Here is an 8,829-nt window from a genome sequence, read left to right as displayed (position 1 = left end):
GTCTGAGCGTGTGAACACGGGCGGCTGGCCATGCGGCGCAGCTATGTCGTGCGTGCCTTTGTCATATACTGCACCTGTCCATAGGTGTACCCAAGCGCCTTGGGGCAGCACCACACGGCGGCTGTCATACCCTTCTTCAACGACGGGCGCGACAATCATGTCTGCACCATAAAGATACTGATCCTGAATGTCGTAATTTTCGGGATCATCATAATGCAGGAATAATGGCCGTTGCAGGGGCAAGCCAGTGGCTACCGCTTCATCGCAAACTGCACGTACATAAGGCGCAAGCTGCGCATGCACTTGGCTCATCCGCGCAAAATGGGCTAGGATTTCGGGGCTGCTATCGATTTGCAGATTGTCCGAGGGACGATTGCCTTCATGGCTGCGCATGACTGGCGCGAATGCGGCCAGGTCAATCCAGCGGTGCATCAGTTCGGCGGTGCGGACAACGCCGTGTAAACTGGTGTAACCACCCAAATCGCTATGATGATAGGCATTGCCTACCAAACCTGACGACAAAGCAGCAGTTATCACGGTGTTAATGCCATCATGCCGCGTAAAATCAACGCATTGGTCGCCGGCCCATAACAAGGGGCAATGGGCTTGGACGCCGGAAAAGCCAGCCCGCATGAAGAAGGTGGCGTCACCGGTCTTGCCGCGCGACGCGATGGCGTCGGCATTGACCTTCGCCCATAATACAGGCCAGCGGTTATGCGCTTCCATTGGGTCCGAACCGTCGAACAATCGCACATCGGTGGGCAAATATTCGCCAAAATCGGCCATCCAGCCTGATAGTCCAAAGTCGAGCATTTCTTGCCCAATGATGCGGTCGGCAAACCAGCTGGCGGCGGCAGGATTGGTGAAATCGACCACGCCTGCGTCAAATTCGCCGAAATCCACGGCATAAGGTTTGTCGCTTTCCTGCCGCAATGCGAGATAATTGTGCGCTTGCGCCTCTTGGTAGAGCGCGCCATCCAAGGCCAAATAGGGATTAATATATCCCCAAAAGCCAATGCCACGCTCTGCCAGCGCGGCTATACGGGCTGGCAAATCTGGATAGCGCGTTGCATTCCATTTCCAGTCCCAAAACAACCGCTTTCCAAAGCTGGTTTGCCGGATGCCGACCCAATCTTCGCACCACAAGCCCGTTATCGCTGCGCCAGAGGCGGCAATTGTCTCTAAACGGTCGAATGTGTCTGCCCCGTCTTTAAGGCCCACAATCGCGCCCGAAATCGCCCATTCGGGCAAAGGTGGCTGCCGACCAAAGCGATTGGACAATTTGGTGACCAGATTGGACAACGATGGTGCCTCAAACAACTCTAGATCGATATTGGCGGACCAGCATTCGATGCCAACGCGACCCTTTTCGGTCAAATCCAGAACCGAGTATGTAGTCGTCTCTAAATGCACCGCATAACGCGCGGAGCTTAGCCAAGTCGGCTGTGGATAATTGGTCGTCCAATAATCACCGCCTGCTAAGCCATCCGCGTCCATGGTTTGCGTCAGCGCCGTAGATTTATCACGACCAACACCGGGCTCGGATGTCCAAAACGGAAAACGCCGGCCGTTCAGTCGTAAATAAGACATTTGCTCCCCGCCGCCCCAAAAGGCTTCGGAAGTTGCGCAATGCATTTCTATCCAAAGACGGTTTAAGGCGGGGTCACTGCAACGCAGTTCAAGCGCCGATTGCTGCGCACGCTGAGCCAGCTTGAGAGTAACCACCACATCAGGCCGTGCCGCATTCCAAAGCCGAATAGCGCCATCGGAGGCCGCAAAGCAATCCAAGGCCAAACGCATTTCAACCAGATCGTCGATGCGAAAGTTACCACGAACCATTTCCAGATCAGGTACGCCGATCCCCAGCGTAATTGCAGGGGTATCATCGCGATGCGCCAACATGCTGACGTCATCGCGCAACAGGTCAAAGCCCCCTTGTTGCATAATGATTTTAAATGGCAACTATTGTCCTTCTCGGTCCGTAAAGCGGCACTATGGCAACATTGCAACAGTACGCGTCAAAATATTGTCTTCATATGACACCGCTAGACATATTTAGTCAATCTGGTAACAAATGCCCCACGCCAACGGTATACGCCACGATAGCTTTTGTTGCTTGAGCAAACTCAAGTAAAATGGTTGAGAATATGATTGCCGATTTTAGGCAAGGTTCATCATGCTCAGCATAAGTCACATAAAACAAATTTTATCAGTATTTTAACTCCCAAAAGCATTATAATCATGTTGGACATCAGCTTGACCCCAATGGCGTAGAATGCACCCGCAGGATATTCCGCTCATCGCCCCCTTTCTCTTTTGTCCCTCATGCGCCATATTGCAGTAATGAATTGGCCAGACACCATCAAAGCAGGCGAAACCGAACAGCATGAAGCGCTCGTGCGTCGGGTGCTTGCGCCCAATGCCTCGCCTTATACCTATACGGGGACGCAAACATGGATTGTCGGGAATGGCAAAGATGTTGCCGTAATTGATCCGGGTCCAGTTGGCAGCGGTCAGAGCGTTGGTGATCCCGCCGACATACGCGGCGAGGGGCATGTTGAGGCGATTTTGCACGCCATAGGCGATGCCAAGGTCGTGGCGATCCTATGCACACACACACATCGCGACCATTCGCCTGCCGCAGCGCCGTTAAAAGCAGCAACTGGCGCGCCAATCATTGGCTGTGCACCTTTGGTGCTGCGCGATGATGGGCCGCGGGCCGACAGTGCCTTTGACCCGGACTACCGCCCTGACCGCATCCTGACCGATGGGGAGATTATCTCTGGCGATGGCTGGACTCTGGAGGCGGTGGCAACGCCGGGGCACACCAGCAATCACCTGTGCTTTGCGTTGCACGAGAGTGGCGCGCTGTTTACAGGCGACCATGTCATGAAATGGTCGACGAGCGTCGTTAGTCCGCCCGATGGCGACATGAGCGACTATCTGGCGAGCCTGCAGAAGTTGTACGACCGTGAAGACCGCATTTATTACCCCGCCCACGGCCCTGCAGTTGAAAATCCACGTCAGCTTGTGCGCGGTATGATTGGCCATCGCCGTCAACGCGAGCGGCAGATCGTGAAGTTGCTTGAGGCAGGTGAGGGGCATGTGCCCAATATGGTAGCGGCGATGTATAAGGGGTTGGACCCCCGTCTAATCGGCGCAGCAGGGCGCTCTGTTCTTGCGCATTTGATTGATTTGCAAAATCAGGGCCGCGTGGCGGCGCAGGGCGATGGGTGGCATATGGTCAAGGAAAGCTTGAAGCCCGTTTAACGGCGTAGTGTTTTTGCATCGTTTCGCGACGTACCAACTTCGGCGGGAATGGCGCATGGCTGCTTAGGCACCGGGCCAATCGCAAAGTTGCCCAGCTGATCTTGTTTCGCGACACCAAATCGACCACATAGACTGTGAATTCAGCTGTCGAGATATGTTCGGCATGGCAAAGGTATGAAAGCATGAACGCCCCCACCGCCCGTGAAAACCTGCAAGGTATCGACCTGCTCGCCGAAATCGCACGGCTGAAAAAAGAACGCAATGCCGTCATACTTGCGCATTATTATCAAAAGCCAGAGATACAGGATCTCGCCGATTTTGTCGGTGACAGCCTTGAGTTAAGCAAGCGCGCGGCGGAAACCGACGCTGATGTTATCGCTTTTTGCGGCGTGAAGTTCATGGCGGAAACTGCCAAGATTTTAAGCCCACAGAAAACGGTCATTCTGCCGGATATGGCCGCTGGCTGCTCGCTGGAGGACGCCTGCCCCCCAGGAAAATTCAAAGCGTTTCGTGCGGCGCATCCCGACCATATCGCGCTGACGTACATCAACTGCTCTGCCGAAGTGAAGGCATTGTCCGACATTATCGTGACCAGCAGCAGCGCGGAGACAATCCTGAGCCAGATCCCGCCAGAACAGAAAATCATTTTCGGACCTGACCGCCATCTGGGCGGCTATCTCAGCCGCAAATTCAATCGCGAAATGCTTTTATGGCCGGGCGTGTGCATCGTGCACGAGGCGTTTTCGGAAACCGAGCTTTTGAAACTTAAAGCCCAATATCCCGGCGTTCCAGTTGCTGCACACCCCGAATGCCCGCCGCATATCATCGATCATTCGGATTATGTCGGTAGCACAAGTGGCATCCTGCAATATGCCCAAACGATGGAAGGCGACACCCTGATCGTCGCCACTGAGCCGCACATTATCCACCAAATGGAAAAGGCCGAACCCACCAAAGCCTTCATCGGTGCACCCGGCGCCGACGGAAATTGCGCTTGCAACATCTGTCCATATATGGCGCTGAACACGATGGAAAAATTATATCTCGCCTTGCGTGATCTCCAACCGCAAATCGAACTAGACGAAAATGTGCGTCTTGCCGCCAAAAAGAGCCTCGACCGCATGCTCGAAATGGCAGGCGGCACACTGGGTAAGGGCGACCTTGGTAGGGCTTGATTGGCCGATGACAAGGTGTATCAAATATACACTCGCCTTCACCGTTATATCGATATAATACAGCTATCCAATGCTCTTTTGGCGCTCCTCTTCTAATCAAAACACGGATATCGATAGTCGGCTTGCCGCTTTCGACGAGAGCTTCGCGCAACCTTTTCCTGACGATACGCATCCGTCGAACAATGGACAGCCCGCCGGCGGGAAACGTCTATTTCTGGGAAAAACGCGCTGGTGGTGGATTAGCCGGACCATCGCTGCATGTATCGCTCTATTCATGCTGCTACTGCTGTGGCTTGCCGTTACCGCGCCCTTATCAAAATCGCTTCAGCCTATTGCGCCGCCGCGCATTACTTTGCTGGCGTCCGATGGCACGCCTATCGCGCGCAATGGCGCGATCGTCGATAAGCCTGTCGATGTCCGCGAATTGCCGCCGCATGTTGTTCAGGCTTTTCTTTCGATCGAAGACCGCCGCTTTTATTCGCACTTTGGTGTCGATCCGCGCGGCCTTGCCCGTGCCGCTTGGTCGAACGCGTTTGGCAGCGGCATGACGCAAGGTGGCAGCACGATTACCCAGCAGCTTGCGAAATTTACGTTTCTAACACCTGAGCGAAACTTGACGCGTAAGGCGCGAGAAATGCTCATCGCGTTCTGGCTTGAAGGGCGTTTGACAAAGGATGAAATTCTGGGGCGCTATCTGTCCAACGTCTATTTCGGCGATAATGTGTATGGCCTGCGCGCCGCATCCTTGCATTATTTCTACCGTCAGCCTGAGCGTTTGACGCTGAGCCAAGCGGCTATGCTGGCAGGCCTTGTGCAAGCGCCATCGCGCTTGGCCCCGACAAAGAACCCAGAACGTGCTGCAAAGCGCGCCAGGCTCGTTCTAAAGGCAATGGTTGCCAATAAGGTCATCACGCAAGCGAAGGCCGATGTCACCCCTTTGGCGCGGCTTGACGTGCGTGTACGAGAGACTTTACCGACGGGCACCTATTTTGCCGACTGGGCGATCCCGCAAGCGCGGTTGCTAACGGAAAGCGGCTATGCCGACGTGCAGATGACCACAACGCTCGATGCGCGTTTACAGAATATTGCGCGCAAGGTGGTGGCCCGCTCTGGCGTTGCCGGCGCGCAAATCGCGCTTGTTGCGATGCGTCCCAATGGCGAAGTTGTCGCTATGGTCGGGGGTAAAAGTTATAAGGAATCTGCCTTCAACCGCGCTACGCAGGCAAAGCGGCAGCCAGGGTCTACATTCAAATTGTTTGTTTACCTGGCGGCATTGCGGTCTGGCATGACTCCGCAATCCATGATTGCGGATACGCCAATTAATGAAGGCGCGTATCGCCCTAAAAATTCAGGACAGCGCTATCGTGGGGATATCACCCTTGAGCAGGCATTTGCTCAGTCGAGTAATGTTGCCGCGGTGCGGCTTTACCAAAAAATAGGTGGCCAAGAGGTCGAGCAAGCAGCGCAAGACCTTGGCATCCGCAGCCCATTGACGCTGGACCCAAGCCTTGCGCTGGGCAGTTCAGGGGTGACCTTGATCGAACTGACATCCGCCTATGCTGGTGTGGCGAGCAACCAATGGCCTGTCGAACCCCATGCGTTTAAGCGCGAAGAGCAAGGCTGGATCGAGTGGCTGTTTTCCGGCCCGCGCGCCTTTAGTGGACGCATGCACCGCATGTTGCTCGATCTGTTGGGGGCAACAGTCAACAAGGGTACGGCCCGCGCCGCGCGTCTGTCTATTCCGGCGTATGGCAAAACGGGCACCAGCCAAGACAACCGCGACGCGCTGTTCATCGGTTTTGCAGGCGACCTGGTTGTGGGCGTTTGGGTTGGCAATGATGACAACACACCCTTACGTGGCGTAAATGGCGGTGGCCTGCCTGCGCAGATATGGCGCGACTTCATGGCACAATCTATCCGCAATGCTGCGCCAGTAGCCGCACCCGAAACACGCAAGGCGCCCGATCCCGAGGGTCCGATTGAACCATTGGATTTGCCTGATTTGCAGGAACTGCCCATCGACATCGGCAATTCGGATGTCAGGATCGATCAAGACAAGGGGGTAATTGTGAACCCCGATGTGGGCGGTGTACCACTGGAAATCAAACTTGATCGCAATGGTGCAAATATTCAAGCCGCGCCATCTGCGGAACGACCCGCGCCGGAACCGCGTTGATGTTTAGGCACTCCAGCCATGGATAACATCATGCGATATCTTGCCGTTTTCTTCCTGTTTCTGGCGCCGGTTTTGGTTGTGCCAGCATTTGCCGATGCAAGTGACATCAGCGCGGCATCGCGCAGCGTGGTGCGCGTGGTTGTTTTTAGCACTGCCGATGGGCAGCAAAGCATCGTCAGCATAGGTTCTGGTGTTGCGGTCGCCCGCGATAAAATCGTGACGAATGCCCATGTGGTTGAAATGGCGAGGGGTGATGACAGCGCGCAAATTGTCATTGTGCCGTCCGACGGTGCGCAAAGCTACCGCGCTTCGGTCGTCGCCAGCTTGCCAGGCAAGGATCTGGCGCTGCTGCAGTTAAAATCTGGTTCGCTTGTTCCCGCCAGCATCTTTGCCGGCGTCATAGCAGACGGCGCAGATGTATTTGCAATCGGTTACCCCGCTAGCGTCGATATAGCGCTTGAGCAGAGCGAGGCGGATGTTCTTCGTCCCCAGCAGCCTGTTAAGACGCGCGGTACCGTATCGTCGGGCCGTACGTCAAAAACTGTTGAATCGCTTTTGCATACTGCCCCTATCGCGCCGGGCAACAGTGGAGGACCCATTGTTGATGCCTGCGGACGTGTGCTCGGCATAAACAGCTTCGGTTCGGTACCCACCGATGGTGGCGCAGAATTTTATTTTGCCATTTCTGCCCGTGAACTGACGACTTTTTTAGCCAATAGAGGCATCGAATTTCGGTCCGTGCGTGGCGACTGTCGTTCGGTAGCTGATTTGACGCGTGCCGAGGCAGAGCTTGAGGCATCGACACGTGTAAAGATAGATAAAGAGGCGCGCGTTGCAGCTGAGTTGCAACGTAGCCGCGAAGGCAAGGTCCGCAGTGATGCCGAGCACTCGGTGATCGCTGAACGGGAAAACTATTTGGCATTCGCGGCCTTACTTTTGGTGGTAAGTGCGCTCGCAGGAGGCGCCGCGTGGCAGTTTGCGGAACGCGGCCAGCTCGACCGGTTCAATGCCGCATGTGCTGCAGGCGCTGTGATATTTATCCTGGCGGTCGGAATCTTTGCCGCACGGCCATCATTCAACGAAGTTGATGACCGCGTGCGTGCGGTTTTGACTGCCGATGCGCCGGATAATGCGTTGGGGCCCAAGACGGCGGTCAACAGTTTAGCACCCGTGGCGAAAACCTGCGTATTGCAACCCGAACGCAGCCGCGTCACCATGTCGGATACTGCTGACGTCGCATTCACGTGGCAGTCCGATGGGTGTGTGAACGGACGCACCCAATATGTCGAAAATGGTGGTCGCTGGATCCGCAGTTTCGTGCCCATTAACGATGCGCAAATCTCAGTGGTCAGCTACACTCCAGAAACAGAAATCTACCGCATTGAACGCTTTTTGCCAGGCAATGCAGCGATGCAGTCGGCCCGTGAAGCGCGGCAATTATACGATGTCAAAACCTGTACCGCGGACCAAAGCCAACGGACCAATATTGAAAATATGAACAAGGCCATTGCCGCGCAATTACCGCCGACGCCAAACGAGATATTGCTGTTTACATGTTCTAACCGTTGAATGGTGGATTGTGCGCGCGGACATACTGCTTATGGTGATGGCATGATCCGCGCCCTGTCATCCTTGCTGTTGCTATGTTCCGCAATGCTTGTCGGATGTTCCGAAGGTGTCGACAATGAGCGTGTGCGCATTGATGTCATTGAGGACCGTCCACGACCCTTCAACGTGTCCGCTACGCCCTTGCCGCTCGCTTCAGCCTATTTGCGCGCAGCAACGGCGCAAGGGCTCGTCACGTTTGACGAAAAGGGGCGCGTTGCGCCGGGCCTTGCCAATCGCTGGATCGTGACTGATGATGGTTTGAGTTATATCTTTCGGTTGAATAAAACGCGGTGGAATGACGGGCGTGAATTGACCGCACAGGAGGTGGCGGGGCTTTTGAACGCCCGGATCCGCGAACTCGGTAAGGGCAATCTTGGACCGGAACTGGGTGTCATTGACCGTGTTGTCGCCATGACTGGCAAGGTGGTAGAGATCAGATTGAAGGCGCCTATGCCTTATTTGCTGGAATTGCTAGCTTTGCCGGAATTTGGACTCTTAACCAAAGGGGTTGGCTCAGGGCCAATGCAGGCCAAGAAATTCGGGCGGGCGATGCAATTGCACCATAATGAAGTTGACGCTGAAGGTGCAGCAATATTGGGG

General features: G+C 55.1%; 6 protein-coding genes. 5 read left to right on the top strand and 1 reads right to left on the bottom strand.

From position 1 onward, the window contains the following. The coding region (locus QE270_RS07545) for an alpha-glucosidase (RefSeq protein WP_300037511.1) at nt 1–1,944 on the bottom strand (1,944 nt) is incomplete at its 3' end. 399 nt (nt 1,945–2,343) lie between these two features. Between QE270_RS07545 and QE270_RS07540 the strand changes: the two genes are divergently transcribed. From QE270_RS07540 to QE270_RS07520, 5 genes are all read left to right on the top strand, one after another. Next, entirely contained in the window at nt 2,344–3,270 is a 927-nt protein-coding gene (locus QE270_RS07540) for an MBL fold metallo-hydrolase (RefSeq protein WP_300037508.1), read from the top strand. A gap of 182 nt (nt 3,271–3,452) precedes the next feature. Further along, entirely contained in the window at nt 3,453–4,445 is a 993-nt protein-coding gene (gene nadA / locus QE270_RS07535; protein WP_300037505.1) for a quinolinate synthase NadA, read from the top strand. Nucleotides 4,446–4,515: 70 nt separating this feature from the next. Beyond that, a complete protein-coding gene (locus QE270_RS07530; RefSeq protein ID WP_300037502.1) occupies nt 4,516–6,621 on the top strand; it encodes a PBP1A family penicillin-binding protein in 2,106 nt (701 codons plus the stop codon). Nucleotides 6,622–6,639: 18 nt separating this feature from the next. Beyond that, entirely contained in the window at nt 6,640–8,190 is a 1,551-nt protein-coding gene (locus QE270_RS07525) for a serine protease (RefSeq protein ID WP_300037499.1), read from the top strand. Between the two features lie 42 nt (nt 8,191–8,232). Further along, the coding region (locus tag QE270_RS07520; protein WP_300037496.1) for an ABC transporter substrate-binding protein at nt 8,233–8,829 on the top strand (597 nt) is incomplete at its 3' end.

Origin of the sequence: Sphingorhabdus sp., assembly GCF_029865925.1 — a bacterium.
Lineage (GTDB): Bacteria > Pseudomonadota > Alphaproteobacteria > Sphingomonadales > Sphingomonadaceae > Sphingorhabdus_B.
The sequence above is the reverse complement of the archived record's forward strand: the minus strand, read 5'-3'. Positions and strand labels throughout refer to the sequence as shown.

Excerpts from the sequence above, each read along its gene's own strand:
- QE270_RS07540 (WP_300037508.1), top strand. The coding sequence starts at position 2,344 with ATGAATTGGCCAGACACCATCAAAGCAGGCGAAACCGAACAGCATGAA.
- nadA (WP_300037505.1), top strand. The coding sequence starts at position 3,453 with ATGAACGCCCCCACCGCCCGTGAAAACCTGCAAGGTATCGACCTGCTC.
- QE270_RS07530 (WP_300037502.1), top strand. The coding sequence starts at position 4,516 with ATGCTCTTTTGGCGCTCCTCTTCTAATCAAAACACGGATATCGATAGT.
- QE270_RS07525 (WP_300037499.1), top strand. The coding sequence starts at position 6,640 with ATGGATAACATCATGCGATATCTTGCCGTTTTCTTCCTGTTTCTGGCG.